This is a genomic window from Hymenobacter aerophilus DSM 13606, assembly GCF_000382225.1.
GTDB classification, from domain to species: Bacteria; Bacteroidota; Bacteroidia; order Cytophagales; family Hymenobacteraceae; genus Hymenobacter; species Hymenobacter aerophilus.
In genome coordinates this window covers 13643-39967 of record NZ_KB907830.1, presented here as the reverse complement: position 1 = coordinate 39967, position 26325 = coordinate 13643, and the positions used below count along the sequence as shown (strand labels likewise).

23 protein-coding genes are annotated in these 26325 nt (G+C 62.5%); 14 read left to right on the top strand and 9 right to left on the bottom strand.

All coding sequences use genetic code 11. The features are described 5' to 3' along the window. Positions 1–258, top strand: a 258-nt coding sequence (locus tag H145_RS21820) for a transposase (protein ID WP_019946602.1), incomplete at its 5' end; no start/stop codon positions are given. A 67-nt stretch (positions 259–325) separates the two neighbouring features. Here the strand turns inward: H145_RS21820 and H145_RS21815 are convergent. The 4 genes from H145_RS21815 to H145_RS0116720 all read right to left on the bottom strand — a co-directional run bounded on the left by H145_RS21815 (position 326) and on the right by H145_RS0116720 (position 5399). Continuing rightward, positions 326–1411, bottom strand: a complete 1086-nt coding sequence (locus H145_RS21815) for a tyrosine-type recombinase/integrase (RefSeq protein ID WP_019949312.1) — start codon at positions 1409–1411, stop codon at positions 326–328. Beyond that, positions 1408–1767 (bottom strand): single-stranded DNA-binding protein, encoded by a 360-nt coding sequence (locus H145_RS0116730; RefSeq protein WP_019949311.1) that lies wholly within the window; start codon positions 1765–1767, stop codon positions 1408–1410. Before H145_RS0116730 ends, H145_RS21815 begins: the two co-directional genes overlap by 4 nt. A 58-nt stretch (positions 1768–1825) precedes the next feature. Then, positions 1826–3250: a chloride channel protein gene (locus H145_RS0116725; protein WP_019949310.1), complete on the bottom strand. Its 1425-nt coding sequence runs from the start codon at positions 3248–3250 to the stop codon at positions 1826–1828. Positions 3251–3467: 217 nt separating this feature from the next. After that, positions 3468–5399 carry a mechanosensitive ion channel family protein gene (locus tag H145_RS0116720; protein ID WP_157541716.1) on the bottom strand — a complete coding sequence of 644 codons (1932 nt, stop codon included), beginning with the start codon at positions 5397–5399 and terminating at the stop codon, positions 3468–3470. Positions 5400–5628: 229 nt separating this feature from the next. Here H145_RS0116720 and H145_RS24530 point away from each other — a divergent pair, with 229 nt between their 5' ends. From H145_RS24530 to H145_RS0116695, 5 genes are all read left to right on the top strand, one after another. After that, positions 5629–6381, top strand: coding sequence for a DUF481 domain-containing protein (locus tag H145_RS24530; protein WP_019949308.1), 753 nt, complete (start codon positions 5629–5631; stop codon positions 6379–6381). 106 nt (positions 6382–6487) lie between these two features. Further along, positions 6488–7027, top strand: a complete 540-nt coding sequence (locus H145_RS0116710; RefSeq protein ID WP_019949307.1) for an RNA polymerase sigma factor — start codon at positions 6488–6490, stop codon at positions 7025–7027. A 41-nt stretch (positions 7028–7068) separates the two neighbouring features. Further along, positions 7069–7527 carry a hypothetical protein gene (locus H145_RS0116705; protein ID WP_019949306.1) on the top strand — a complete coding sequence of 153 codons (459 nt, stop codon included), beginning with the start codon at positions 7069–7071 and terminating at the stop codon, positions 7525–7527. Positions 7528–7564: 37 nt separating this feature from the next. After that, a complete protein-coding gene (locus H145_RS0116700) occupies positions 7565–8041 on the top strand; it encodes a hypothetical protein (RefSeq protein WP_019949305.1) in 477 nt (158 codons plus the stop codon). Positions 8042–8236: 195 nt separating this feature from the next. Beyond that, positions 8237–9421, top strand: coding sequence for an aspartate aminotransferase family protein (locus H145_RS0116695; RefSeq protein WP_019949304.1), 1185 nt, complete (start codon positions 8237–8239; stop codon positions 9419–9421). An 84-nt stretch (positions 9422–9505) separates the two neighbouring features. On the opposite strand, the gene H145_RS0116690 is transcribed toward H145_RS0116695, so the two are convergent. Further along, complete coding sequence (locus tag H145_RS0116690) at positions 9506–9934, bottom strand: tellurite resistance TerB family protein (protein ID WP_019949303.1); 429 nt, start codon at positions 9932–9934, stop codon at positions 9506–9508. A gap of 272 nt (positions 9935–10206) precedes the next feature. Here H145_RS0116690 and pfkA point away from each other — a divergent pair, with 272 nt between their 5' ends. Further along, positions 10207–11178 carry a 6-phosphofructokinase gene (pfkA, locus tag H145_RS0116685; RefSeq protein ID WP_019949302.1) on the top strand — a complete coding sequence of 324 codons (972 nt, stop codon included), beginning with the start codon at positions 10207–10209 and terminating at the stop codon, positions 11176–11178. A 285-nt stretch (positions 11179–11463) separates the two neighbouring features. After that, the gene (locus tag H145_RS0116680; protein ID WP_083937827.1) at positions 11464–12822 is read left to right on the top strand and encodes a vanadium-dependent haloperoxidase; all 1359 of its coding nucleotides are present in this window, start codon (positions 11464–11466) and stop codon (positions 12820–12822) included. A 94-nt stretch (positions 12823–12916) separates the two neighbouring features. On the opposite strand, the gene miaA is transcribed toward H145_RS0116680, so the two are convergent. Beyond that, on the bottom strand, positions 12917–13801 hold the full coding sequence (gene miaA, locus H145_RS0116675) for a tRNA (adenosine(37)-N6)-dimethylallyltransferase MiaA (protein ID WP_019949300.1): 885 nt from the start codon (positions 13799–13801) through the stop codon (positions 12917–12919). A gap of 177 nt (positions 13802–13978) precedes the next feature. Continuing rightward, a complete protein-coding gene (locus H145_RS0116670; protein ID WP_019949299.1) occupies positions 13979–15103 on the bottom strand; it encodes a glycosyltransferase in 1125 nt (374 codons plus the stop codon). Between the two features lie 120 nt (positions 15104–15223). Here H145_RS0116670 and H145_RS0116665 point away from each other — a divergent pair, with 120 nt between their 5' ends. The 5 genes from H145_RS0116665 to H145_RS0116645 all read left to right on the top strand — a co-directional run bounded on the left by H145_RS0116665 (position 15224) and on the right by H145_RS0116645 (position 22840). After that, positions 15224–19387: a PAS domain S-box protein gene (locus H145_RS0116665; RefSeq protein WP_019949298.1), complete on the top strand. Its 4164-nt coding sequence runs from the start codon at positions 15224–15226 to the stop codon at positions 19385–19387. A 65-nt stretch (positions 19388–19452) separates the two neighbouring features. Further along, entirely contained in the window at positions 19453–19836 is a 384-nt protein-coding gene (locus H145_RS0116660) for a response regulator (protein WP_019949297.1), read from the top strand. 106 nt (positions 19837–19942) lie between these two features. Then, positions 19943–20710 carry an MBL fold metallo-hydrolase gene (locus tag H145_RS0116655; RefSeq protein ID WP_026351581.1) on the top strand — a complete coding sequence of 256 codons (768 nt, stop codon included), beginning with the start codon at positions 19943–19945 and terminating at the stop codon, positions 20708–20710. A gap of 87 nt (positions 20711–20797) precedes the next feature. Further along, the gene (locus H145_RS0116650) at positions 20798–21163 is read left to right on the top strand and encodes a cupin domain-containing protein (protein ID WP_019949295.1); all 366 of its coding nucleotides are present in this window, start codon (positions 20798–20800) and stop codon (positions 21161–21163) included. 93 nt (positions 21164–21256) lie between these two features. Beyond that, positions 21257–22840 (top strand): NFACT RNA binding domain-containing protein, encoded by a 1584-nt coding sequence (locus H145_RS0116645; protein ID WP_019949294.1) that lies wholly within the window; start codon positions 21257–21259, stop codon positions 22838–22840. A 95-nt stretch (positions 22841–22935) separates the two neighbouring features. Here the strand turns inward: H145_RS0116645 and ffh are convergent, their stop codons facing one another. Continuing rightward, positions 22936–24285: a signal recognition particle protein gene (gene ffh / locus H145_RS0116640; RefSeq protein WP_019949293.1), complete on the bottom strand. Its 1350-nt coding sequence runs from the start codon at positions 24283–24285 to the stop codon at positions 22936–22938. Positions 24286–24330: 45 nt separating this feature from the next. Then, a complete protein-coding gene (locus tag H145_RS21810; protein ID WP_019949292.1) occupies positions 24331–24777 on the bottom strand; it encodes a hypothetical protein in 447 nt (148 codons plus the stop codon). Between the two features lie 204 nt (positions 24778–24981). Here H145_RS21810 and H145_RS0116630 point away from each other — a divergent pair, with 204 nt between their 5' ends. Beyond that, the gene (locus H145_RS0116630; protein ID WP_026351580.1) at positions 24982–26298 is read left to right on the top strand and encodes a glycosyltransferase family 4 protein; all 1317 of its coding nucleotides are present in this window, start codon (positions 24982–24984) and stop codon (positions 26296–26298) included. Positions 26299–26325 lie beyond the last annotated feature (27 nt).

The following is a 26325-nucleotide window of genomic DNA, read 5'->3' as shown; positions in this document are numbered from 1 at the left end:
GCATCGGCCCATAAACTTAGTGGGGTAAAACAGTGGCTAGCCGGGCGGGGCGTGGAACTGCTGTTTCTGCCGCCCTACTCGCCCGACTTCACCCCCGTCGAGCAGGCTTGGAGCAAGCTCAAAACCAAGCTACGGGCGGCACAGGCCCGCACCCGCGAGGCGTTAATCGACGCGCTGCAAGAGGCCGTCAACTGGATTACCAGCGCTGATGCGCTCGGGTGGTTCAACCACTGCGGCTATCACGTCGCACAAGCGTAAAGATGGGCTAGATGTTCACGAAACCGCTATATGTCGGCAGGTAGCGATATAAGCGAAACTAGTAGCGTTACAGGCCCAGGCTGTCGAGAGGGGATGCGGGGCGATTATGTTGCGCAACATGGGTGTAGATTTCGGTGGTTTTGATGCTGCTGTGGCCGAGCAGATCCTGAATGATTCGGATGTCCGTGCCGGCTTCCAGCAGATGCGTGGCATACGAGTGGCGAAGCATATGCAAGGTTACGGGCCGGCTGATTCCGGCCCGGGCCGCTGCCTGCTTCACCACCAGTTGCAGGCTGCGGGCGCTGTACGGCTCGCCGGGCTGCAGGCCCTCGAAGAGAAACGTAACGGGCCGAAATTGCCGGTATTGCTCTCGGAGTAAATGTAGCAAACTCTCGGGCAAGGGCAAATCACGGTCTTTTTTGCCCTTCCCTGCCCGCACATATAAGGCCATTCGCTTGCTGTCAATGTCGGGCGGCGTGAGGGCCAGTACTTCGCCCAGGCGCAGGCCCAGACCATAGGCCAGCATCAGCATGGCCCGATGCTTAAGGTTCTCGGTGCCCGCCAGCAGCGCCCGCACCTCTTCCCGGGCCAGTACTTTGGGGTTGGTAAGCGGCTGTTTGGGCCGGGGCACGGCGTAGTATTGCCGGGGCTGCCCTTCCACCTGTTCGTAGTAGAATTTAATGGCGTTGATGAGCAGATTCTGGTAGGCTTCCGAAATGCCGGCCGCCACCCGCCCGGCCAGGTAGTCGAGTAGTTCCTGGCGCGTCAGGTCCAGGGGCAGGCGTGGGGCATGGTGCAGCAGAAACTGCTGAAATGCGGTGCGGTAGTTTTTAAGGGTGGCCGGACTATAGCGTTTCAGCACTATATGTTGGGCATAGCGGTTGAGCACGGCTTGCTGCGGCGTGGGCGGCGGTGGCGTGGCGGCCAGTGCCGGCACCATGGGCAGGTGCAGTGGTACGCCCAGCTGCTGGCACGCCAGGCGCAGGGGCGCCACGGCTTCGGGCGTGGCCGGCAGCACGTAGCCCCGGGCGGCGGCGCTATACTGCACCCCCGCCGCCAGCAGCGCCCCCCGGATAGCCGCATCCGAATAAGGAAAGAACACCTGAAACTCGGTCCGGTCTGCGCGCAGCCGCAATGAAACGGCCGTCGTCATGGCTGCGTGGGCGGGGCGGGGCCGGTTTTCTTGTCCAGCATCAACACCTGCTCCCCTATTACCTCCGTTACGTAGTGGCGCTGGCCGGCCGCATCGTCGTAGTGGCGGGTTTTGAGCTTGCCCTCCACGTACACTAAGCTGCCCCGGCGCAGGTAGGCCTGGGCCAGCTCGGCCAGGCCGCGCCAGAGCACGATGTTGTGCCAGTCGGTGCTGGTGTGAGGCTGGCCACTTTTGTCGCGGTAGGTTTCCGACGTGGCCAGCGAGAATTTCGCCACGGCCACGTTGCCTTCCAGCACAGAAATTTCCGGGTCTTTACCCAGATTCCCGATCAGGGTTACTTTGTTGAGGCCGCGCATGGACAGAGTAGCTAACCAAACAGAATGCCAGCAAGATACGCTATTCAAACACTTTTGCTTACTCCCTTTTCTTCTTCTCTCCCACTTCCTCCTCCTCCTGCTTTTCCCGCACTGGCCGGCGCTGGGTTTCCGAGCGGTGGATTTCGAGGATGTACAGGCTCTTGAGCTGGTCGTAGAAGCCGTGGCGGTTGACCAGACTCGACACCAGGTTGGAGAGCAGCGCCGTGAGCATCAGGTAGAAGATGATGTTGTGGCTGTTGGTCATCTCAATCACCAGAATCGAGGAGGTAAAGGGGCTGCGCGTGATGCCGGTCAGGAAGCCCACCATGCCGCAGAGCACCAGCAGGTTGGTGGCCGTATCGGAGAGGTACATCCAGCCGGCCACCACGGCCCCGATGCTGGCTCCGGCCCCGAGGGCGGGCGCGAAAATGCCGCCCGCCACGCCCGTGCTGAACGAGAGAATGGAGCCCAGAATCCGCAGCACCGGGATGTACCAGGCCAGGTGCTTGTGCTCGGTAAACAGCGTGTCGAGCATGATTTCCTTGCCCGAACCCAGCATCCGCTCATCTACCAGAATGGCCAGCAGGGCAATGGCTAGCCCGCACACCAGCGGAAACACCATCTTCTCGACGCTGGACGTGAGCCGCTCCTTGCGCCGCATAATGAACAGGATGGCCTCGCCCATGCCGCTGGACGCAAACCCGCCGATAACGGCCACCAGCATCACCACGAAAATCATCCAGATGGGAATGTTGTCGAGGCGCGGGTAGCCCAGGTAGAGGTAGGGCCCGAGCAGGTTGAGGGCCGTGAGGCCGGCAATGATAACGCCCGTGAGCAGCGCCGACTTAAAGAAGTTGAGGTGGGTGCGCGTGAGCTCTTCGATGGCAAACACGATACCGCCCAGCGGCGTGTTGAAGGCCGAGGCCAGCCCGGCCGCCGCCCCCGTGATAATCATGTTGCGCTTGGAGATTTTGGGGTACCAGCCCGGCAGCCAGCGGTTCACCTGCCGGAAAATGGCCGCCGAAATCTGGATGGTAGGCCCCTCGCGGCCGACTATGCCGCCGCCCAGCACCGCCACCAGCGAGCTGAGCACCTTGATGCCCAGCACCCGCATGCTCAGCAGTTGGTTGACTTTGTAGTTGTGGCGGGGGTTGGATAGGTCGATGGCCGCCGTGACCTGCGGAATGCCGCTGCCCCGCGCAAACGGCGCAAAGCGGTTCACCAGCCACCAGCCCACCAGAAAGCACAGCGGCGTGAGCAGCACAAACCACCACTTCGACTCGGCCGAGTAGTGGTAGAGGTAGCGCGTGCCGGCCTCGGCCCAGGCAAACAGCTTGGCATACAGCACGGCCACGAGGCCCGTAATAAAGGCGCCCACCCAAAACGGCAGGGCATTCAGCAGGTCGCGTTTGAGGTGGATGTTATCAATGGCGTCGAAGCGGTGCTTGAGCTGCTTCCTGATTCTATCCAGCGCGTGTATCATGCAAAGGGGCGCGGCTGCTCCAAACGGCAGCTATGCGTGCGAAATAATGGTTCGCCGCAAAGGTCAGTCATTTTGGGTGAAGTGCGGATGAGGAAATGTGAACCGTTCTGTCATCCTGAGCTTGCGAAGGACCTATATAGAAGCTATTATGTGAAGTTACCTTCTGTATAGGTACTTCGCAAGCTCAGGATGACAGGCGGGTTTTGCCCCTCCCTGCTCATTCCTTCTCCCCTTGCGAGTTCTCGACCCGGAACCTGGGGGCCTCGTAATCCTTCGGCAGGTAATCGGCCGGAATGGTCGTCTGGCTGCCGTCGCGCACGGCGCGGTAGTGGGGCGACATAATTTCGACGCCGGCCTCGTTGAAGCGGTCCTGGATGTTTTGGTGGATGCGCGAGTAGATGCGGGCCTGCTGGTTGGCGGCGTGGGTATAAAAGTTGAGCTCGTAGGCCACGTACCAGTCGTCGAGGCTGGTCTGGAGCACGAACGGGGCGGGCTCGGTGAGCACGTCGGCATCGACGGCGGCGGCCAGCAGCAACTGGTGCACCTGGGGCCAGGGTACGTCGTAGCCGATGGTGACGCCGGTGTGCATAATCAGGCCCAGCGTGGGCGCCACGGTGGAGTAGTTGGTGGTGTAGGAGCTCATCACCGAGGAATTGGGAATCGTAATCTCCTCGTTTTTGACGGTGCGGATGCGGGTCACGAGCAGGGTTTTCTCCACGATGTCGCCCGTCACGTCGCCGATTTTCACCCGGTCGCCCAGCTTGTAGGCCCGCATGTAGGTCAGCACCAGCCCGGCCACGATGTTGGAGAGCGAGCCGGCCGAGCCGAACGTGAACAGGAAACCCAGAAACACCGATACGCCCTGAAACACCGGCGAATCGGAGCCCGGCAGATACGGGAAAATCACGACCAGCGCGAAGGCCCACACCAGCACCCGCACAATCTGGTAGGTGGGGTTGGCCCAGTCGGGGTAAAAGCCCTCGATGGTAAGGTTGCCGGCCCGGATTTCCTCCTTCACCGAGAAAATGGCCTTGAGCACGTAGCGGAACACGGCCACAATCACGATGATGGTGAACAGGTTGGGCAGGTAGTTCCAGAAGGCCAGCGCAATGCGCTTGAGCGGGTTGAAAATGTAGCCCAGCAGCGTATCGGCAATGTCCTGGGTGCCGGGGAAGATGCTGAACACCACGGGCAGCACCAGGTAAATAGCCAGCAGCACGACTATCCATTTCAGCACCGTAACCAGCAGCAGCACCGAGCTGAGCTGGCGCTGCTCGTTGAAGAATTCGTAGTTGCCGAACTTGATGCCCTTGAACCAGGTGCCTTCCTTGGAAGCCAGCTTCAGCCCCACCCACCTGAAAAACACCAGAATATACTTCACCGTGAAGTACAGCACGATGAGCACGAGCAGCGTCAGGCCGATTTCCTTGGCTTTATTCAGCAGGCTGTTCTGCGCCTTGTACTGCACCACGGCCTCAATAATGCGCGCCCGGTGCAGGCGGGCCAGCGAGTCGCGGCTCACGTTGTGCCAGAGCGCGTCGTTTTCGCTGATGCTTTGCAGCACCTGCTCGCCGTACATCAAATCGGTGCTCTGCTCCGAGGGGTAGATGCGCAGCGAGTCGGGGCTGAAGAAGGCGGCTTTTTCGAGGCGCTTGATTTTTTCCTCCGTGAGTTGGGCGCGCTCCTGGGGCGAAAACGGCCCCAGCTTGGTGTACACGTAGAACAGCGTATCGTCGTGCGGCACTACCGGGAAGCCCTTGGCATTCACCTTCAGCGAGTCGATGTAGCGGCGCGAGCGGGCCTTGCGCAACGAATCGACCCGGCGCAGCGCATCGAGCTCGGTCACCAGTTCCCGCTCGCGGCGCTTGTCGGCCGAGCCGCTTTTGAGCGTCAGCAGCTCGGCCTGGATTTCTTCGAGCCGGCCGGTGTTGGCCCGCCTCAGCGAGTCGATGCGGCGCAGCACTTTGGTGTCGGACACCAGGTTTTCGGAGCGGGCCGAATCCTGGGCTTTGGTGGGCGCCGGCAGCGCCACCCCGGCCTTGGGGGCCGTGGGCGCCTGTTTCATGGGCGGCGGAATCACCTGGGCTCCGGCCGCCAGCAGCCCGCTTGCCCACACAACCAGCGCACAAAGCGCGAAACGAAAATGCATAAAAGAGCTGCTTGCTGACGCGGCCACCGACCGTCGGGAAATCTGGTTTGGCAGTAATGATAGGCAAAAGCCCGCTTTCCGGGCCCGGCCCGCGGCCCGATTCCGGCCAGCCGGCCGTTTTCCTCGACCAACTGCGCTATTGGGGTCCGCTTACCTTTGCAGCTTCGTTCGCCTCCGGTCAGCCGGCGCCCGCTTGCGGCCCCGGCCGCCGCCCCCGATTTTTCCGTCCATGCCCCACCGCTTCTTCCGGCTCGCCACCGCTCTGCTACTGCTGTTCACCCTCGCTACCGCCGCCCGGGCCCAAACCACGCCCCCGGCCGCCGACACCACACTCATCGTGTACGCGGGCCAGCTGACGGGCGCCTACAGCAGCGGCGGCGTCAACCGCACGCTGCTTTCCACCACCCAGGATATTACCATCAGCCGGGGCCCGCACTTCGGGCTGCCGCTGCACGGGCGGTTTGCGTATGGCAAGCAGAACAAGCTATTGCAGGAGCGCGAGCTGCTGCTGACTACCACGCCCTACTACTGGCGGGGGCGTTTCCGGGCCTACGCGCTGGGCGGCTTCGAGCGCAGCAACCTGCGCGGCATTACGCGGCGGGTGCAGCTGGGCGCCGGACCGGGCTGGGCCTTCTACACCGACTCGCTGGGGCGCGAGGTGGCCGTGAGCAACCTCATCATCCGCGAGCAAACCAACTTTCTCGACGGCCGCCGGGTGGTGACGGCCCGCAACTCGACCCGCCTGAAAATCGTGTATTCCTACAAAACGCTCACCTTCAACTCCAGCACGCTGTTTCAGCCTTCGCTGGAAAAGCTCAGCAACTACCGCTTCAGCAGCGTGGCGGCGGCCTCCCTCAAGCTCATCAACAACCTGGCCGTCACGCTGGCCTACAACTACACCTACGACTCGCAGTACAGCGAGGGCAAGGTGCCCGAAAACACCAACATCACGCTGGGTTTTTCCTACTCGGCTAGGCGGTAGCGGCGCTTTTTTCGGCCATTTTGCGCCGGCCCGTTAAACCCGGCGGCTCCGGCGGCCTCCAACCCGCGAAAACCCGCTCCCCTACCCCACCGCCCCGCTGCGCCCTTTGGAAGACCAGGAGATACTTGCCAAGTTCCGCGACCCGGCCACCCGCAACGTGGCCTTCAACCAGCTCGTGCGCAAATACCAGCGCCCGGTGTACTGGCACGTGCGCAAAATGGTCATCAACCACGACGATGCCGACGACCTGACGCAGGACGTGTTCGTGAAGGTCTGGAACCACCTCGACGGGTTCCGCGCCGACGCCTCGCTCTACACCTGGCTCTACCGCATTGCCACCAACGAGTGCCTGGGCTGGCTGAAAAGCAAGCGCCGCAAGTTCCTGCTGCCCCTCACCGACGTCACGGCCGAGCTCAGCGCCCAGCTCGAAGCCGATGAAACCCTGGCCGGCGACGAAATCGAGCTGAAGCTGCAGAAAGCCATCCTCACGCTGCCCGACAAGCAGCGCCTCGTTTTCAACCTGCGCTACTACGACGAGATGCCCTACGAGCAGATGGCTGAGGTAACCGGCACCAGCGTCGGGGCCCTGAAAGCCTCCTACCACCACGCCGTAAAAAAAGTAGAAGCATTTGTTACCGCCAATTAGCAGCGCATTAAACTTCGGTCCTTTATTCGCTTCCAACTGCCATGAACACGCCTTTCAACCTCGATGAGCACCGCCGCAACCGGCCCCGGCCGGCCCTGGCCCCGCCGCCCGAGCGCTACTTCGAGCAGCTGCCCATGCGCGTGATGCAGCGCGTGCAGCCCCAGGCGGCGGCCACCGCGCCCGGCTGGGGCTGGCTGGCGGCCCTTACGGCCCCGCTGCGCACGGCCCTGGCCTCGGTGGTAGTGCTGGGCGGCTTTGCGGCCGCGTTCTGGCTGACGCCCGCCGGGCCGCCCGCGGGCTCCGCCGACGCGCTGGCCCGGGTGCCGCAACAGGAGCTGCTCAACTACCTGCTCAGCACCGACCAGCGCATCACCCTCACCGATCTGGCCGAGGTGGCGGGCACGGCCCGCGCCACGCCCGCCAGCACCTACTGGCAACCCTCGCCCGACGAATTGCGCGAGCTGCTCGACCAGCAATCGGCCGACGAAGGCTACCTGTAAACTCTGTATTCTCTTCTCCGCTTTCCTTTTACCTGCTATGAACTACCTGTTTCGTACCCTGCTGCTGCTGAGTTTGCTAACGGCCGGCCTGCCGGCCACCGAGGCCGCTGCCCAGGGCGGCGGGGGCGGCCGCCGACCCGAGCGCCTGAGCCAGCTCGAAAATGCCCGCGTGGCCTACATCACCCAGAAAGTTTCCCTCACCCCCGAGCAGGCCCAGAAGTTCTGGCCGCTCTACAACGAGTTCACCGCTAAGCGCCGCGACCTGAACCAGCGCCTGCGTCAGCTGCGCCCCAGCCAGACCGACGGCCTGAGCGACCAGCAGCTGCGCGACAATTTCAATCAGTCGTTCAAGCTCCGCGAGCAGGATATCGACCTCGAAAAAGACTACTTCGAGAAGTTCCAGCGCGTCATCAGCGTGCGGCAGGTGGCGGCCCTGTTCCTGGCCGAGCGCCAATTCACGCGCGAGGTCATCAAGCGCGTGGCCGACCGCCCCAGAGGCCGGGCCGGCGAGTAGCCGGTTTGGTAAATAAAACTTGTCATTCTGAGCGAAGGCGCAGCCGCAGTCGAAGAATCTCGCGTGCAATGGCAACCCTGTCGTCAGGAGTTACTGTAGCACGCGAGATTCTTCGACTACGCCTTCGGCTTCGCTCAGAATGACAGCCCTTTTCTAACTACCAACCACTAGGGAGCCTGGCGTACCTTTGCGGCTATGCTTACTCCCCGCCAGCTTTTCCTGCGCCACCAGGCCCAGACGTCTGATTTTCCACTGCTGCTGGAAATTGAGCGGGCCGAAGGCGTGTACATGTACGCGCCCGATGGCACGCGCTACCTCGACCTTATCTCCGGCATCGGCGTCAGCAATGTGGGCCACCGCCACCCGCGGGTGCTGGCCGCCATCCAAGAGCAGCTCGACAAATACCTGCACCTGATGGTGTACGGCGAAGTGGTGCAGGCCCCGCCCGCCCGGCTGGCCCAGGCCCTCACCGCCACGCTGCCCGCCCACCTCGATAACGTGTATTTCACCAACTCGGGCACCGAAGCCGTGGAGGGCGCCCTGAAGCTAGCCAAGCGGCACACCGGCCGCACGGGGCTCGTGAGCTGCCACAACGCCTACCACGGCTCCACCCACGGCGCCCTCAGCATCACGGGTTCCGAAGGCTTCAAGAATGCCTTCCGGCCCCTGCTGCCCGACGTGCGCCACATCCGCCACAATAATTTCGATGATCTGCTGCTCATCACCGAGCACACCGCCGCCGTGGTGATGGAAACGGTGCCGGGCGAAGCGGGCGTGCGCGTGCCGGCCCCCGGCTACCTGCCGGCCCTGCGCCAGCGCTGCACCGAGGTAGGCGCGCTGCTTATTCTGGACGAGATTCAGTGCGGGTTCGGGCGCACGGGCACGTTCTGGGCCTTCGAACAGTTCGGCATCGAGCCCGATATTCTGCTAACGGCCAAGGGCATGGGCGGGGGGATGCCCATCGGGGCTTTTATTGCGCCCCAGGCCATTATGGCCGGCTTCAAAACCGACCCTATTCTGGGCCACTGCACCACGTTTGGCGGCCATCCGGTGTCGTGCGCGGCTTCGCTGGCCACCTTGCGAGTTATTCAGGAAGAAAATTTGCTGGCCGATGTGGCGGCCAAAGCGGCGCGTTTCCGCGAGCTGCTGGTGCACCCAAGCATCCGCGAGGTACGCAACTGCGGGCTACTGATGGCCGTCGAGTTCGACTCGTTCGAGGTGCTCAAGCCGCTCATCGACCGCGCCCTCTGGGAGCAGCACCTGCTCACCGACTGGTTCCTGTTCTGCGACAACTCGCTGCGCATCGCCCCACCCCTCACCATCACGATGGAGCAGATTGACGAGGCCTGCGCGGGGCTCCTGGCGTCAATTGAGAATTAATAATTAGTAATTAAGAATTGGCCGTTGAACGAGCCCTATTGTGGGTCATTCAACGGCCAATTCTTAATTGTTAATTACTAATTATTAATTCTTAAGAAGCGCCATGGCCTCGGTTTTAACCCGTTCGCGGGGCAGGCCGTCGCGCACGCCCTGCGAGATGCTGCGCACCAGGCCCGTGACGATGTTGGGGGCAAAACCCAGGCGCTGGGCCATGTCGATGCAGAAGCGCATTTCGGTGTCGTCCACCACGCCGTCGGCCAGCATCATGTCCACGAGGTCAAATATCTGGTCGAAACGCTCCGAATCGTTGTCGGGCAACAGCATGTCGTGGGTACTGGCACTGCCCACCAGGGCGCGCACTTCACCGGCACGCATCCCGCTTTTGCGGCCCACGGCCACAATAAAGCTCATTTCCCGCTCATCGATGTGGCCATCGGCCTTGGCCAGGGCGGCCAGGTTTACCAGGTGGCTCTTGACCTTTCGGGTCTGCTCACTTTCAAAAAAACCGAACATGGGGCGGGTATTTGGCAGGGAAGAACGAGAGTAGCAGCCGGGCGCCCGGACTGCTCCGGTGTGGGGCCGCCGGGCCGCAACGAAAGTTAAGTTAGGGCTTTAGCAGCCAATACGCAACACGACCGATACGCGGCTACCAAAAAAACGATTGGCCCAACTAGTGTTGGGTTTGCATTTATTGACGGCGACAGCGTAGTTTCGGCGCAAATTGCGCACCTTTGGCAGCTGCGGTTCAGCTGGCCGCTTTGCTTACGGAAGAAATAGTAAATATGATGAAACGCATTGCAGTTTTCACCAGCGGGGGCGACGCGCCCGGCATGAACGCCTGCATCCGGGCCGTGGTGCGCACGGCCGTTTACCACGGCATCGAAGTGTACGGCATCATGCGCGGCTACAGCGGCATGGTGAAGGGCGAGTTTGTGAAGCTGGACTCGGCCTCGGTGTCGAACACGGTGCAGAAGGGCGGCACCATCCTCAAATCGGCCCGCAGCCAGTCGTTCCAGACCCGCGAGGGCCGGCAGCGGGCCTTCGACCAGCTCGTCAACCACGGCATCGATGGGCTGGTGGCCATCGGCGGCAACGGCACGTTCACCGGGGCCACGCTTTTCGAGCAGGAATTCGGCATCCCGATAGTAGGCGCGCCCGGCACCATCGACAACGACCTCTACGGCACCGATTACACCATCGGCTACGACACGGCCGTGAACACGGCCCTGGAGGCCATCGACAAAATCCGCGACACGGCCGACTCGCACGACCGGTGCTTTTTTGTGGAGGTAATGGGCCGCGACTCGGGTTACATTGCCATTCCCTGCGCCATCGGGGGCGGGGCCGAAATCGTGATGATTCCCGAAACCCAGCTTTCCACCGAAGCCGTTATCGAAACGCTTAAAACCGGCCACAACCGCTCCAAAACCTCGTTTTTGGTGGTGATTGCCGAGGGCGATGAAGAGGGCAACTCCCACGAGGTAGCCCGGCAGGTAAAGGCCGCCATTCCGCAGCTCGACACCCGCGTTACGGTTATCGGCCACATCCAGCGCGGCGGCGCCCCCTCGGCCGCCGACCGCATGCTGGCCTCGCAAATCGGTATTGCGGCCGTGGAAGGCCTCATGAACGGCATGCACAACGTCATGGCCGGCATCGTCGACCGCAAGCTCGTGTACACGCCCTTCGCCGACACCATCCACAAGCGCAAGCTCATCAATCAGAGCTTCATGCGCATGGTGGAAATCCTGAACGCTTAGCGCAGCCAAAAGCCCTTTTCTGAACTCCCTGCCGACGCTTTTGCGCTTCGGCAGGGAGTTTTTTGGTATTTAACGGCATGACTAACTCTTACTCTCTGCCCTTTACTGCATGGGCCAGTTCCGGCAGCCTAAGTCAGTAAGGCTAGTCTGGCACAACCTACACCCTATTCACCCACTTCGCATAAGACAAATAAATAGCAAAAATATATAATTGATAAACAACAAAACAGCTATATTTACCAGACAGACCTGCTGCTTTGTGGAGGCCACCAAATGTCTGCTTATATGCTTACACGCTACTTTTCTCCGTTCTCACGCCCCTTGGCCGGCGCATGCCTACTGCTGCTTGTGCTGCTGAGCAGTTGCCAGTCGGAGCCGGAAGTCGCACCCACGCTGCCGCCCGCCAGTAGCTACGACGCGGCGGTGGCCACCAAATGGAGCACCCTGACTTTGCAGCTGGTGCGCCAGAGCCCCGGCTTTACGCCGCCCGTGGCGGCGCGGGCGCTGGGTTACGCCGGCCTCACGCTCTACGAATCGGTGGTGGCCGGCATGCCGGAGCACCGCTCGCTGGCCGGGCAGCTGCAGCAGCTCGGCAGCCTGCCCCAACCCGAGGCGGGCGCCGCCTACCGCTGGCCCCTGAGCGCCAACGCGGCCCAGGCGCTCATCCTGAAAAACCTGTTTGCCAACGCCCCCGCCGCCAGCCGCACCCGTATCGATTCGCTGGAAAATGCCCTGGCCCGCGAGTATGCCGGCCCCGATGCCGCCACGGCCGAACGCTCGGCCGCCTACGGCCGCGCCGTGGCCGAGGCCATTTTTGCCTGGTCGAAAACCGATGGCGGCCACGAGGGCTACCTGCGTAACTTCCCTGCCAGCTTTGTGCCGCCCACCGGCCCCGGCGACTGGCAGCCTACCGAAAACGGACTACCCCCGATGCAGCCCTACTGGGGCAGCAACCGCACATTTCTGGCCCTTGATGCGGCCCTGCCCATGCCGGCCCCGCTGCCCTACTCTACCTCGCCGACCTCGCAATACTATGCCCAGTATCTGGAGGTGTACGCCAAAAATATCAGCCTGACGCAGGAGGAAAAGGAGATTTCGGTGTGGTGGGCCGACGACCCGAGCGACACCTTCACGCCCCCCGGCCACTCCTACAACCTGGCTCGCATCGTGGTCAACAGCACGCAGGCCGATTTAGGCAAGGCCGCCGAAACTTTCGCCCGCACGGGCATTGCCGTGGCCGATGCCTTCGTCATCTGCTGGAAGTGCAAGTACCGCTTCAACAACGAGCGGCCCTACACCTTCGTGCGCCGCTTTATTGCCCCTGGCTGGGTGCCGTTCTGGCCGTCGCCGCCCTTTCCGGGCTACTCTTCGGGCCACGCCACGCAATCGGCCGCTACGGCCGTGGTACTGGAGGGCCTCTACGGCAACCTCACCTTCACCGACGACTCGCACGTAGGGCGCGGCCGCGACGTGGCCCGCGCCACCGACTTCAAAGCCCGCACCTTCCATTCGTTCTGGGAAACGGCCGAAGAATCGGCCCTCTCACGCTTTCTGGGCGGCATCCACTCCCGCCAGGACAATGAGGTGGGCCTGCGCGAGGGTCGCAAAATCGGCCAGCACATCAACAGCCTGCAGTGGCGGTGAAATGGTGAAATGGTGAGTTTGACGTTCAAAAGCCCTGTCATCCTTCATCTGGCGTCCGCGCAGCGAAGGATGACAGGGCTTTTGAACGTCAAACTCACCATTTCACCATCTCACCTTGAGCCTCATCGGGGTGCAGCCAGCGGTACTGCGGGTCGCGGCGGAGCCAGGTGAGCTGGCGCTTGGCGTAGCGGCGCGAGTTGCGCTTGAGCAGGCGCACGGCTTCGGCGTAGTCGTAGTGGCCCTCGAAGTAGCCGAACAGCTCCTGGTAGCCCACCGTCTGGAGGGCGTTGTGGTGGCGATACGGGTAGAGGGCGCGGGCTTCGGCCTCCAGGCCCTGGGCCAGCATCTGGTCCATGCGCGCATCGATGCGCTGGTAGAGCTCGTCCCGCTCCCGCTCCAGCGCGATTTTGATGATGCGAAAGGGCCGCGCGGCGGTTTTGCGGCCGTGGAAAGAGCTGAACGGCTGGCCCGTGGCCCGGCAGATTTCCAGGGCCCGCAGCACCCGCTGGTGGTTTTGCAGGTCGATGCGGCCGGCGGCTACGGGGTCGAGGCGAGCCAGCTCGGCCACCAGCGGGGCCAGGCCGTGGGCGGCCAGCTCGGCCTGCAGCCCGGCCCGGATTTCGGGCGGCGCGGCCGGCAGCTCGTCCAGCCCCTCGGTTACGGCCTGCAGGTACAGCCCCGAGCCGCCCGTCAGGATAACCGTCTGGTGCTGCCGGAACAGTTCGTCGAGCCGGGCCAGCGCATCCTGCTCGAAACGGCCGGCGTTGTACTCGTCGGCAATGCTGTGCGAGTCGATGAAGTGGTGGCGCACGCCGTCCATTTCGGCTGCCGTAGGTTTGGCCGTACCGATGCTCAGCTCCCGAAAAAACTGCCGCGAATCGGCCGACACGATTTCGGTGTGCAGCTGCTGGGCCAGCGCTACGCACAGCGCCGTTTTGCCCACGGCCGTGGGGCCGGTAATTACGAGCAGGGTGTTCATCTTTTGAATTAAGAATTTTGAATCAGGAATTTTGAATTGCTACGTGCCTTTGAAGAAAGGCTTAATTCAAACCCTTGATTCGAGGTAAAGGCTCAGCTTTGCAATGATTAAATGAGCGTCCAAAAACATTAATTCCTAATTCCTAATTCCTAATTCCTAATTCCTAATTCCTAATTCCTAATTCCTAATTCCTAATTCCTCATACAGCCGTAGCAGCTCCTGCTCCTCGTGCTGCCAGCTGAGTTGCGGGCGGGCGCGGCGGGCATTTTCGGCCAGCTGATGGTAGCGGGCTGCGTCGCCGCCGGGTAGCAGGCGGTTGAGGGCGGCGGCCAGCGTGGCCGGCTCCAGGTCGGGCACGAGGTCGGCCACGTCGTACTGCTCGTTGAGGGTGCGGTACTCCGGAAAATCAACCCCTACCTGCGGCACACCGGCGTGCAGGTAGTCGAAAAACTTGTTGGCCAGCGAATAATAGTAGCTCAGGCCCACGTTGCGCAGCAGATTCACGCCCACCGTGGCGTGGCGCGTCAGCTCGCGCAGCTCGTCGGGCCGCACGAAGCCGCGAAACTCCACCTGCCCCGACTGCAGCAACCCCAGCCCCTCCGCCTGCCGGCGCAGACTCTGCGACAGGTCGCCTTCGCCGCAAAGCACCAGCCGGCCCCGAATATGGGGCATGGCCGCCAGCAGTTCCTCCAGCCCCCGGCCGGCATTCAACGCTCCTTGGTATAGAATAAAACCGCCTGTGGGGGCAGCAGCGGGGGCCGGCGGCAGCGGTTCGGGGCTGAGGCGGCTGATGTTGCGCACCACCGCAAACGGCCGGCCGTGGCGCTGCACCAGCAGCCGGGCCAGCGCCGGGCCCACGGTGTAGGCCAGCGCCGCGCGGGGCACAATAAAGTCTTCGATGCGGCGCCAGAGCTGCTGCACCCGGGGGCGGGCCACCACTTCGGGCACCTCCGTGAACAGCTCGTGAGCATCGTACACAAAGGGCTGGCCGCCCAGCCGGGCCCGCAGCCACACGGGCAGGGCCGTATCGAGGTCGATGGCGCACCAGGCGGCCGCTTGCTGGCCCATCAGGAACAGCAGCAGGCGCAGGTTGTACTCCAGGTAGAATAATTTTCCGCGCTGAAAAAAGCAGCGCAGCCGGTGCTGCTGATAGGGCTGCGGGCCCAGCGGCTGCGAGGCCGCCCCCTGCCGGCCTACCAGCAGCACGGCGTAGCCGGCGCGGGCCAGCGAGGCGCAGATTCGCTGCATCCGCTGGTCGTAGTTGAGGTCGGTGGTGACGGTGAAAACCAGGCGGGGCGGCACGGCGGGCGGGGCGGAAAGCGGCGCGAAAAGATGGATTATTCAGGAATTGTCGCCAATTTAAGAACTTCGTTCGGGGACCCGCTTGTTGGGGTAGCCATTTTGCCCATTTCCGCTTCCTTCATGCCGCCTTCCCCGAGCACCCCTTCCACCCCGCCTTCCGCTGCGCTTTCGCCCGACCTGTACCGGGCCCTGTTCGAGCAGGCGGCCGACGGACTGCTGCTGTACGATGCGCGCGGCATCCTGCTCGACTGCAACCAGCGCGCCGTGGAGTACCTGGGCACCACCCGCGCCGCGCTGCTGGGCAGCGGTCTGATGGCGTTTGCCCGCCCAACGACGCCTGCCCCCGACTCGACCCCCACCACTGATGCGGGCCTGCGCGAACTGCTGGTGGTGTGCGCCCGCTCGGGCGAAGCCTGCTCGTGGCGCTGGTACGGGCAGGGCCCCGACGATGCGCAATTGGAAGCCTGGGCCCTGGTTAGCCGCCTGACCGGGCCCGCCACCAAGGATGGCGCCCAGCTGCTGCTGACGCTGCGCGACCTGCACCAGCACGCGCCCCCCGCCCCGGCCGGGCCAAATCGAGGGCTTCTGTCGGATAATTTCTCGCGCAGCCAGCTACGCGACGTGCTCAGCCGGGCCGGCATGTGCTACCTGCTGCTCGACCGCCGGGGCACCATTCAGGACATCAACGAATATTTCTGCGAAGTAACCGGCCACACGCCCGAGGCGCTGATCGGGCGCGAGTATTTCGGCCTGTTTGCTTTGCCCGACGAGCAGGAGCCCCGCCGCTACGCATTCCAGCGGGCGCTGGAGCGCCAGGAGCTGCAGGATTTCTTCGAGCACTCGTTGCTGACTGTTTACGGCCGCGGGCGCACGTTTTACTGGCATTCTGAGTTTGAGCATGCCCCCGACGGCGCCATCAGCGGGGTGCTGTTTGTGGGCCGCGACATCACCGACAAGCAGGTGGCCGTGCGCGCCCTCACCGACAACCGCAACCGCCTCCAGGATTTCCTCGATAACGCCCACGACCTGATTCAGAACCTGAGCATCGACAACCGCTTTTTGTTCGTGAACAAGGCGTGGAAGGAGAAGCTGGGTTACGACGACGACGAGCTGCCCTCGCTCACGCTGGCCAGCGTGGTGCACCCCTATTACAAGGCCAAGCTCCTTTACCAGCTGCGCAACCTCTACAAGGGCGAAAAAGTCAACAAGCTCGAAACGGTTTTCCTGACCAAATCGGGCAAGCCGGTGCATCTGATCGGCTCGATTTCGTGCTCCTGGCAGGACAACGAGCCGGTGAGCACCCGCGCCATTCTGCACGACATCACCGACCGCATCAAGGCCGAGCGCCTGCAGAAGGTGTACTACAGCATCGCCAACCTGGCCATCAGCTCCAAAGATCTGCTCTCGCTCTACGGCGCCATTCACCGCGAGCTGAGCAAGATCATCGAAACCAACAACTTCTACATTGCCCTCTGCGACGAGGCCCGTACCCAGCTGCAGTTCGCCTACTTCGTCGATCAGAACGCGCCCGGCGGCGAGCAGGCCATGATGACGCGGCCCTTCTCGACGGGCATTTCGGAGTACATCATCCGCACGGGCCGGCCGCTATATCTGCTGCGCGACGATTTGCAGCGGCTGGTGGGCGAGGGCTTGGTGACAGCCTACGGGCTGATGCCGGAGGTGATGCTGTGCTCGCCGCTGAGCATCGGCGAGCGGATTATCGGCGTGATTGCCGTGCAGGACTACCAGAAGGCCGACGCCTACGCGCCCTCCGACATCGAGATTCTGCACTTCATCTCCAACCAAGTGGCGCTGGCCATTGAGCGCAAGCGCAACGAGGTGCAGATTCAGAAGCAGAACGCCCGCCTGAATGCCATCTTTGAGAGCGGCTCGCACCTGATGTGGTCGTTGGATACCCGCGCGCGGCTGGCCTCGTTCAACCGCAACTACGCGGCCTACTTCCTGCGGCGCAACGGCGTGTACCCGGCGTTGGGCATGAACATGTGGCAGGCCGATGTGGCCCTGATGGACCCCGAGGCCCGCGAGGCCTTCATCAGCAACTACCGCCGGGCTTTCCAGGGGCACCCGCAGCGCTTCGAGGTGCGCCTGCGCGACGCCAAGGGCCAGGACTCGTGGCGCGAAATCTACCTCAACCCCATCTACCTCGAAGACGGCTCGTTTGAGGAAATTTCGGGTATTGCCCACGACATCACCGACAAAAAACGCTCGCAGCTGGAGCTGGCGGCCCAGGAGGAGAAGTTCCGGGCCATTTTCGAGTCGTTCCAGGATGTGTACTACCGCACCGACGCGCAGGGCATCATCACGCTGCTCAGCCCCTCGGTGTACGACATGCTGGGCTATCAGCCCGAGGAGGCCATTGGCAAGTTTATCGGCGACTTCTATGTGAACTCGCAGGAGCGCGAAAACCTGCTCGACCAGGTGCGCGAGATGGGCGAGGCGCGCAACTTCGAGGTGGCCATGCGCCACAAGCAGGGCCACGCCGTGAGCGTGCTGGTGAACGCGCGCCGGCTGCTGGGCGAGCTGGACGAAAGTCAGCTCAACGGCACCGAAGGCATCGGGCGCGACATTACCGGCCTCAAGCAGATGCAGGACGATTTGCGCCTGGCCAAGGAGGAAGCCGAGCAGGCGCTGGAGGCCAAAACGCTGTTTCTGGCCAACATGAGCCACGAGCTGCGCACGCCCATGAACGGCATCATCGGCATGATTGACCTGCTGCACCAGACCGTGGCCAGCGAGGAGCAGGAAGAGTACGTGGACACGCTGCGCAAGTCGTCGGACGCGCTGCTGGCCATTCTGAACGACATTCTGGATTTGTCGAAAATCCAGGCCGGCAAGCTGCAGCTCAACGAGGCGGGCATCGACCTGCACTACACGCTGGAGAAAATCTACTCGCTGTTCTCGAACCGGGCCGGCCAGAAGCGGCTCAAGTTCACCTACCACTTCACGCCCACCACGCCGCGCTTCATCATCACCGACGAAACGCGCCTGCTTCAGATTCTGAGCAACCTCACCTCCAACGCCATCAAGTTCACCTCGCAGGGCACGGTCAGCATCATCGTTTCGACGATTGAGGTGGAAGAAGTGCCCGCCTCGCCGGCCGAGCAGGAATACGTGGTGCGCTTTGCGGTGCAGGACTCGGGCATCGGCATTTCGCCCGACGACGAGAAGCTGCTCTTCACCAACTTCACTCAGCTCGACACCACGCCCACCAAGGCGTTTGGCGGCACCGGCCTGGGCCTGGCCATCAGCAAGCAGCTGGCCGATATGCTGGGCGGCGAAATCGGAGTGTACTCCAACGTGGGCGAAGGCTCGACGTTCTGGTTTACCATCCGCTGCCGGGTGGCCCACAACGAGGAGGAAATTATGCAGGCGCGCCGCCTGGCCCGCGAGCGGCCGCAGGAAGTGGTGCGCTTCGAAACCAACCCGCGCATCCTGCTCGTCGACGACAACCCCATCAACCAGAAAGTGGCCTCGCGCCTGCTCGACAAGCTGGGCTGCACCGTCACGGTGGCCTCCGATGGCTTCGAGGCTATCAGCCGGGCCATTGCGCCCGACACGCGCTACGACCTGATTTTCATGGACATCCAGATGCCGGAAATGGACGGCGTGACGGCCATGCGCGAAATCCGCCGCCGCCTGGGCCCCGGCTGCCCGCCGGTGGTGGCCATGACGGCCTACTCGATGCGCGAGGATGCCGAGCGGTTTGTGCAGGAAGGTATGGACGACTACATTGCCAAGCCCGTGAAAAGCCAGGATCTGCACGCCATGCTGCGCCGCTGGAGCACGCCCGTAGCCCAGCCCGTGCTCAGCCAGGTAGCGCCGGCCACTGCGCCCGCCGAGCCGGCTGCACAGGGCGCCCCGGCCGCCGAAACTACGCCAACGGGCCCGCCCGCTGATGCGGCCACCAACGCCGAAGGGGTTGTGGTGATTGATATGGCCATTGTGGAGCAGCTGCGCCAGCTGGGCGGCGGCGAATTCGCGGCCCAGCTCTACGCCGATTTCGAGCAGGAAGCCGACCAGGTGCTGAGCGAGGCGGCCGCGCTGGTAACCGACGGGCAGTACGACGCCATTTTGCCCCACCTGCACCAGCTCAAAGGCACCGGCTTTACTTTAGGCATCCTGGCGCTGGCCGAAGGCGTAAAGCAACTGGAGCAGAAGCTGCGCGCCCGGAACACGGAAAACGCGGCGGCTGATTTTCAACTTTTACTTGTTTTATTTGCAGAATTCAGAGCCGTTTATCCGGCCCTGACGCAGGCCCCCTAGCCCGCCCCGGCACGCTGGCGGCTCCGACCTTTTCATCTACCCAACTCCCTCTCTGCCTACCACCTATGGAAAACGCTAACTCGAAAACCATCCTCATCGCCGAGGACAGCTCCGTTATTCTCAATCTGACCAAAAAAATCCTGGAGCTGCAGCAGTACCGCATTGTGTCGGCCAAAAACGGGGGCGAAGTTATCCGGCAGATCGAAAGCCAGCCCATCGACTGCGTGCTGATGGACATTAACATTCCGGTGAAGGACGGCATGGAATGCACCCGCGAAATCCGCCGCAACGCCGACCCGCGCATTGCCAAAATTCCGGTAATTGCCATTACCGGCAACGCCAACAACTACTCGATGGAGCAGTTCCGCGAAGCCGGCGTCACCGATTACCTGCCCAAACCCCTCGACTTCGACGCCTTGGTGCGCGTGGTAAAGCAGTATGTGGGGTAGGCCTGCGGCCAATTATGAATTATGAATGTTGAATTATGAATTTGCTGGAAGTCCTGCTTATGCCGTAATTCAAAATCCATAATCCAAAATTCATAATTCCAACGAAGTGCAAATAACCTTTCTGGGAACGGGTACGTCGCAGGGGGTGCCCGTAATCGGGTGTACCTGCGCCGTCTGCCGCTCGGTTGACTACCGCGACAAGCGGCTGCGCGTGTCGGTGCATCTGCAGGTGGCGGGCAAAAGCATCGTTATCGACTCGGGGCCCGACTTCCGGCAGCAGGTGTTGCGCGCGCGCGTCGACCACCTCGATGCCGTGGTGTTCACCCACGAGCACAAGGACCACACCGGCGGCCTCGACGATATCCGGGCCTACAACTTCCGGCAGCAGCAGGATATGCCGCTGCACGCCGAACCGCGGGTGCTGGCCCAGCTGCAGCAGGAGTACGCCTACATTTTTGCGGCCCACAAGTACCCCGGCGTGCCCCAGGTCGAGCTGCACCCCATCAAAAGCGACACGGAAGTGTTTGCGGTGGCCGGCGTGCCGTTTCAGCCCATCCGGGCGCTGCACTACAAGCTGCCGGTGCTGGGCTACCGGGTGGGCAACTTCACCTACATCACCGATGCCAACTACCTCAGCCAGGACTCCCTGGAGCTGATGCGCGGCTCGGAAATCATCGTGCTCAACGCCCTGCGCCACGAGCAGCACATCTCGCACTTCACGCTGCAGCAGGCCGTGGACATTTTGCAGGACTTGGCGCCGGCCCGCGGCTACCTCACCCACATCAGCCACCAGCTCGGCCGCCACCGCGACGTGGAAGCCACGCTGCCTCCCAACATCCGCCTGGCCTACGATGGGCTGGTGGTGAATTGTTAGCTGTTAGCTGTTAGCTGTTAGCTGTTAGCTGTTAGCTGTTAGCTCGATACGACCTGGCAATTCTTCTGTTTAGTTTGTTTTGAAAAAATGAATGTCATCCGGCTCGAAGACAAGTTTGCGCAATTCACCGACCATTGGAACCCACGGGTAATTGGGGAGCTGAACGACCAGCACCTGAAAATTGCGCGGGTGCAGGGCGAGTTCATCTGGCACAATCATGCAGCCGAAGACGAACTGTTTATAGTAGTGAAAGGTCAGCTGCTGATTGACTTCCGCGACGGCACTACCGCCGAGCTGAACCCCGGCGAACTGTTGGTAGTACCCCGCGGCACCGACCACCGCCCCCACTCAGAAGGTGAAACCTGGATTCTGATGATCGAACCCAAATCGACGGTGAACACCGGCAACCAGACCACCAGCGACCGGACCCGTACCCAGCTGGAGGAAATTTAGCCCCGGGTGCGCCGCCTGAGGGCCTCAACGAAGTTTCCGGGTTGCAGGAAAGCCTGTGGGCGAGAAGGGGCCGCCGTTTAATTTGTTCTGCCGATGCCCACCAACTACTACTTTCTGCGCCAGCTGGCTCCTGCCCTTACCCGGCAGCTGACTGGCTACCGGGTGGTTGCCTGTTTTTCGCAGGAGCGCGACGAGCTGGTTATCGGGCTGACCAACGGCACGGCCGAGTTCTGGCTGAAGCTCACGCTGGCTGCCGCCGGCACACTGCTGGCTTTGCCCGAAAGTTTCCAGCGCACCCGCCAGAACTCAGTGGATTTACTGCCCGGCCTGCTGGGCCAATCAGTGGCGGCCGTATCGGCCTGGCCCCACGACCGGGTGCTGCAGCTCGATTTTGACGGTGGGGCCCGGCTGGTGCTTAAGCTCTACGGCACCCGCCCTAATGCCATCTTCCACCCCGCCGACCCCGCAGCGCCAACCGAACTGTTCCACCCGCGCTACCTGGCCGACGCCGACCTGAAGCCCGCCGCTCTGGCCGCCCTGGCTCCTGCCGCGGCCCCGGTAGCAGCCCCCGACCCGGCCAAAGCCTACCCCGCCCTCGGCGACCTGGGCCGGGCCTACCTGCGCACGCTGGGCTACGACCCGGCCCCGCTGGAAACCAAACGCGCATTGGTGGCCCAAGTGGTGCACGAGCTGGAGCAGCCCGCCGCTTTTTACATCGTCCGGCTTGATAACCGTACCCGCCTCAGCTTGCTGCCGGTGGGCGAAGTGGAAGCCGAGCTGCCCGCCGACGACCCCATTGGAGCCCTGCGCCGCTTTGTGCCGCGGCTGCTGGGTCGGCAGGCCTACGAAACCGAGCTGCGCCAGGTACGGCAGCTGCTGGAAAAGCGCGCCGACACCGCCGCTACCGCCGCCCAGCACGCCCGCCAGCGCCTGCACGCCCTCGAAAACACCAGCGGCTACCGCCAAACCGCCGACCTGATTATGGCCCACCTCAGCCAGATTCCGGCCGGCGCTTCGGAGGTGGAAGTCGAGGATTTTTACCAGCCCGGCCAGCGGCGCCTTCTCAAGCTCAAGCCCACCGAAACACCCCAGCGCACCGCCCAGAACCTCTACCGCAAGGCCAAAAACCAGCAGCGCGAAACCCGCGAGCTGGCCGAGCGCGCCGACCGTCGCGAAGGCGAAGCTTTCGAAGCCCTGGAGCGACTGGAGGAGCTGGCGGCCCTGCCCGTCGGCGAGTTGCGGGCGCTGCGGCAGTGGCGCAAACAGCACGGCCTCGATGCCGCCGCAGCCGCCAAAGCCGCCGCCGCCGAACTGCCGTTCAAGACCTTCGAGGATTCCGGCTTTACGATTTTGGTGGGCCGCAACGCCCAGAACAACGACCTGCTGACCCAGCGCTACGCCCACAAAGACGACCTCTGGCTGCACGCCAAGGACGTTACCGGCTCGCACGTCGTTATCCGGCAGCGGCCGGGTCAGCCGGTACCCGCGCCGGTGCTCGAACGGGCCGCCCAGCTGGCCGCCTGGTACTCCAAACGCCAAAACGACTCGCTGTGCCCCGTTACCTACACGCCCAAAAAGTACGTGCGCAAGCCCCGCGGCGCCAAGCCCGGCCAGGTAGCCATCGAGCGCGAAAAGGTGCTGCTGGTGGTGCCCGCCAACCCATTCGAGCGGGCGTAACATCAAACGGCCCCGGCAGCAGTTGCTACCGGGGCCGCCTGGCATCACCCACCAAAAAATCAGTGAAATCACGACTAATCAGCGTGAATCAGTGATTAACGGAGCGGGCCTTTCATGCCCATCATCTTGGCCATCTGGGCCATGCCGCCCTTGGTGCTGCTCATTTTGTTCATGGTGCGCATCACTTTGCGCATGTCCTCGAACTGCTTCATCAGCGCGTTTACCTGCTGAATATCGGTGCCCGAGCCCAGGGCCAGGCGGCGGCGGCGCGAGCCGTTGAGCAACTCGGGTTGGGCGCGCTCCTTGGGCGTCATGCTCTTGATGATGGCCTCGATGGGCTTGAAGGCGTCGTCGTCGATTTCCACGTCCTTCATGGCCTTACCCACGCCCGGAATCATGCCCACCAGGTCCTTGATGTTGCCCATCTTCTTGATCTGCTCCAACTGGGAGAGGAAGTCGTCGAAATTGAACTGGTTTTTGCGGATTTTCTGGTTAATGCGCTTGGCCTCGTCCTCATCGAACTGCTGCTGAGCGCGTTCCACCAGCGAAATCACGTCGCCCATGCCCAGGATGCGCTGGGCCATGCGGTCGGGGTAGAACAGGTCGAGGGCCTCCATCTTCTCGCCCGTCGAGATGAACTTGATGGGCTTTTCGACCACCGCCCGAATGCTCAGGGCCGCCCCGCCGCGGGCGTCGCCGTCGAGCTTGGTGAGCACCACACCGTCGAAGTTCAGCCGGTCGTTGAAGGTTTTGGCCGTATTCACTGCGTCCTGGCCCGTCATGGCATCCACCACGAACAGGGTTTCCGACGGGTTGATGGCGCGCTTTACCTGCTCGATTTCGGCCATCATCTGCTCATCTACCGCGAGGCGGCCGGCGGTGTCGATGATGACGACTTTCTTGTTGTTTTTGCGCGCAAACTCGATGGCGTGGCGCGAAATGTCCACCGGGTTCTTGTTCTCGGGCTCCGAGTACACGTCCACGCCCACCTGCTCGCCCAGCACTTTCAGCTGGTCGATGGCGGCGGGGCGGTACACGTCGCAGGCCACGAGTAGCACCTGGCGGCCCTGCTTTTTGAGGTAGGTGGCCAGCTTGCCGGCGAAGGTGGTTTTGCCCGAGCCCTGCAGGCCCGAAAGCAGAATCACGGCCGGCTCGCCCTTCACCTGAATGTCCTGCTTTTCGCCGCCCATGAGCTGGGTCAGCTCATCGTAGACGATTTTGGTCATCAGCTGGCCCGGCGACACGGCCACCAGCACGTCGCGGCCCATGGCCTCGTCCTTAATTTTGTCGGTGACTTCCTTGGCCACCTTGTAGTTCACGTCGGCATCTACCAAGGCCCGGCGGATTTCCTTGACCGTGGCGGCAACGTTAATTTCGGTGATGCTGCCCTGGCCTTTGAGGGTCTTAAAGGCTTTGTCGAGCTTGGTTGAGAGATTATCGAACATGAATCGCTGATTTGCGCTGATTATTTTGATTTCGCTGATTCCGGGCTACGAGGCCTTTTTCAGCACAATGGCTTCCAGCACTTCGAGGCGGCGGATTACTTCGGGGCTGGTAGCGGGGTTGGTTTCCATTCTTTCCAGGCGCTGGTCGATGTGCTGCACATCGGTGCGTAACCCGGCTACCTCTTGTTTTACACCGGCTACTTCCTGCTTCACTCCGGCTACTTCCTGCTTCACGCCAGCCACTTCCTGCTTTACGCCAGCTACTTCCTGCTTTACGCCGTCGATTTTCTTCTCCATGCGGATAAAACCGTCGGCTATGGCTTCGCCGAAGCGGTTGATGATGTTCTCGAACCGGTCGTTGGTTTCCTGGTTGAGCTGGCGCATTTCGATCCGCAACTCGTCAATCTTCCGTGTGTTTTCTTCGGTTTGGCGGTCGGTGGCCCGGAGCAAGTCGCTGAGCAGGGCCAGGATATCGGAATTGTCAGAAGGCATGGCGTAGCTGACTTAGTTTATAAATTCAAACCCAACCACTCATTTGCGCTGATTATGCATGGTTTCACTGATTATAACGGTCTGACGTCTGCAATCAGCGAAATCACGATTAATCAACGTGAATCAGCGATTCAAAAGTAACCAGAAAAGCCCGAAAAGCCGCCAGCGCGTTACCTTCGCGCTTCACCGCCCGCCTGCCGCTCCGTGCCCGATTCTGCCCGTCCGCTTCGTCTGCTTGTTATTACCTATTACTGGCCGCCGTCGGGCGGAGCGGGCGTGCAGCGCAGCCTCAAGTTCGTCAAGCACCTGCCCGAATTCGGCATCGAGCCCACCGTGATTACCGTGGACCCGACGCGGGCGGCTTACCCGGTGCTTGATGAAAGCCTAGCGGAAGATGTGCCGGCTGGCGTGCGGGTTATTCGGACGAGTACGTTTGAGCCGTTTGACAGCTACAAGCGCCTGACAGGACGGCGGCAGGTGCCCTACGGTGGCTTCGTGGGCGAAAACAAGGCCAGCCGCAGCCAGCAGCTGTTCAAGTTCGTGCGCGGCAACCTGTTTATTCCGGATGCGCGCCGGGGCTGGAACCGCTTCGTGCTGGAAGCCGTGGCCAAACTGGTGGCCGCCGGTGAGCAGTTCGATGCTGTGCTGACTTCCTCGCCGCCTCATTCCACTCAGCTTATTGGGCTCGAGCTGAAGCGTCGCTACGGCCTGCGCTGGCTGGCCGATTTGCGCGACCCCTGGACGGATATCTATTACTATAAGGAGCTCAACCACCTGCCACCCGCTCGCTGGCTCGATGCCCACTACGAGCGCCAGGTGCTGGAACAGGCCGACGTGGTGCTGGTAACGAGCCCCCACACCAAGCGGATTTTTGCAGGGAAATCACCCAAAATTGACCCGGCCAAAATTGAAGTGCTGCCTAACGGCTACGACGAGGCCGATTTCCGGGAGCCCAGCCAGCCGCCCACCGATGCACTGCTGGTCACGCACACCGGCACCATTGCCGACACCTACCGCCTCGACCAGCTGCTGGCCGCCGCCGCCGAGTGCGCCCATCGGCACCCCGATGTGCCGCTACGGCTGCGCTTCGTGGGCAAGGTATCCGACGGTATCCGCCAGCAGGTAGCCGCGGCCGGACTAGCCGAGCGCACCGAATTCGTGCCCTTCGTGCCGCACCACGAGTCGGTGGGCTACTTGCTGCGGAGTACGGCCCTGCTGCTGGTCATTCCCGACGTGGCCAACAACCGGGGTATTCTGCCGGGCAAAGTGTTCGAGTACCTGGCCGCCAACAAGCCCATCCTATGCGTGGGCCCGTTGGGGTCGGATGCCGACCTGCTGCTGTGCGAAACCGGCGCCGGCCGTACCCTGCCGCCCAATGCCACCGCCGACCTGCTCGACGCCTTCGAGGGCCTGGTGGCACGCTGGCGCATCAACCCCAACCTCGACCTGCCCGGCCCTCGCCCCGCCCAATACTCCCGCCGCGCCCTGACGGAGCGGCTGGCTGGGTTGGTTGGAAAGTAGCGACTGTCATTTTGAGCGGAGCGAAGA